Annotated in this window: 1 pseudogene; it reads right to left on the reverse strand. The window is 75.1% G+C overall.

Going from position 1 to position 1,231, the window contains the following annotated elements:
• Positions 1–1,231, reverse strand: a pseudogene (locus GTP90_RS35755) (hypothetical protein); the annotation flags it as partial.

A 1,231-nucleotide genomic window follows, 5' to 3' on the forward strand; every position in this document is an offset into this window, starting at 1 on the left:
CAGCGCCGCGATGATGGCCGTGCTCAGGCCGGGGATGCCGCGGCTGTCAAGCGCGGCCAGGTCGGCGGTCGACAGGCCGGCCAGCTGGCGCGTGCCCAGCGCGGCCAGCTGCGCCGAGCTGAAGGCCACCATCTGCTGGGGGCCCAGCGCGGCGATCTGGTCGCTGCTGAGCGCCGCCACCTGCTGCGTTTTCAAGGCCGCCAGCTGGGCCGGCATCAGTTGCGCGATCAGCGCGGTGCTCAGCGCGCCGATCGCGGCCGTGGTCAGGCCCGACAGGTTGGCGGTGGACAGTCCCGCCAGCGTCTGGCTGGACAGGGCGCCCAGCTGCAGGCTGCTCAGGGCGGCCAGCTGCTGGCTGGTCAGCGCGGTCAACTGGGCCGCGGTCAGCGCCCGCATCTGGTCGGCCGACAGGCCGGTCAGCGCGGCGGTGCGCAGGGCGGTCACGTCGGCCGCCTGCAGCGCGACGATGCCGTTGGTGTCCAGGCTGGCGATCTGGGCGCTGCTGAGCGCGGCCGCCTGGGCCGTGCTGAGGGCGGCGATCTGGCGCGTGCTCAGGCCGGCGAACACGGCGCCGCGCAGCGACGCGATCTGCTGCGTGGACAGCAGGTCGATATGGCTGGCGCCGGCCGCGTCGTTGCCCAGCTGGGCCAGCTGGGCCGGGGTCAGCCCCGCCAGCGCGGCGGTTTTCAGGCCGATCAGCGCGGCCGGGTCCAGCGCGTCCACGGCGGCCGTGGACAGCGCGCCGATCTGGCGCGAACCGAAGGCGCCCAGTTGGGCCGAGGTCAGCGCGGCCAGTTGCAGCATGCTCAGGCCGGCCAGCTGGTCGGTGTTCAGCGCGGCGATCTGGCGCGTGGCCAGCGCCGCCACCTGCGCGGTGCTCAGGCCGCCCAGCACGGCGGCCGGCAGCGCGGCGATCACCGCCGTGCCGAGCGCGCCGATGTCGTTGGTCTGCAGGCCGGCGACGGCGGACGACTGCAGCGCCAGGATCTGGCTGCTGTTCAGGGCGGCCACCTGGGCGCTGGTCAACGCGGTCACCTGGTCGCTGTTGAGCGCGGCCACCTGCTGGGCGCTCAGGCCGGCGATGGCGGCGGTCTTGATCGCGGCCAGGTCGGCCGTCTCGAGCGCGGCGATATCGCTGGGGGACAGCGCGGCCAGCTGGGCGCTGGTGAGCGCCGCGGCCTGCGCGGTGGTCAGCGCGACGGTCTGGGCGCTGGTGAGGCCGGCCAGCGCG

It is taken from the genome of Duganella vulcania (assembly GCF_009857655.1).
Classification (GTDB): domain Bacteria; phylum Pseudomonadota; class Gammaproteobacteria; order Burkholderiales; family Burkholderiaceae_D; genus Rugamonas; species Rugamonas vulcania.